General features: G+C 52.6%; 1 protein-coding gene. It reads right to left on the bottom strand.

The annotated features are described in order from the left end of the window. Window positions 1-136: 136 nt before the first annotated feature. Window positions 137-618, bottom strand: a 482-nt coding sequence (locus R7O13_RS28440) for a thioesterase domain-containing protein (RefSeq protein ID WP_318305400.1), incomplete at its 5' end; no start/stop codon positions are given.

Genomic DNA, 618 nt, shown 5'->3' with positions numbered 1-618 from the left:
GAACGATGCTCAGCCGGAGGAATCGAGCTTTCATGGCATTGCAGAGGCGAATCTAGAGCAACCGGAAGAAGAGCTGGTTGAGGAGATAACAGAAGAGTTAGAGCCGGCTACGAACGAGGTCGTAGCCGAAGAAGAACTAGCAACTGAGTAGCTGCGAATAGTTGGGCAACAGCATGTACGTGCCAACGAAATCAACCGCAGGCGTATCGCCGCTGTAAATCACCACATGGATGACAATGCGCGCCTTGCGCCCTGACGCCAAGCGATCCAAATCACCACTGATACCATCAAGCGAGGTACTCGCCACCGGATTTTGCTCCACCGGATGACGATAACGAATCGAGCTGTCTGCCAGAACAATATCGCCATGCAAACCGCGCTCTTTGAGCAGTAACCACGTCATTCCCCATCCCGTCAGCGTTGCCAACGTAAATGCCGAACCAGCAAACATGGTATTGTGCGGGTTCAAATTCGGATTGAGCTGGGCACTGCATTCGAACTGATAACCGGTGTATTGGTTGATTTTGATGCCCATTTTGTCCGCAATTGGGATCTGCGCTTCCCAGCGCTGCTGCAATTCCGTGCACCATTCTGGGCGACGTAACACATTCGCCATCG

This window comes from Vibrio sp. Y176, assembly GCF_033438945.1.
This window is presented reverse-complemented; position numbering and strand designations above follow the sequence as displayed.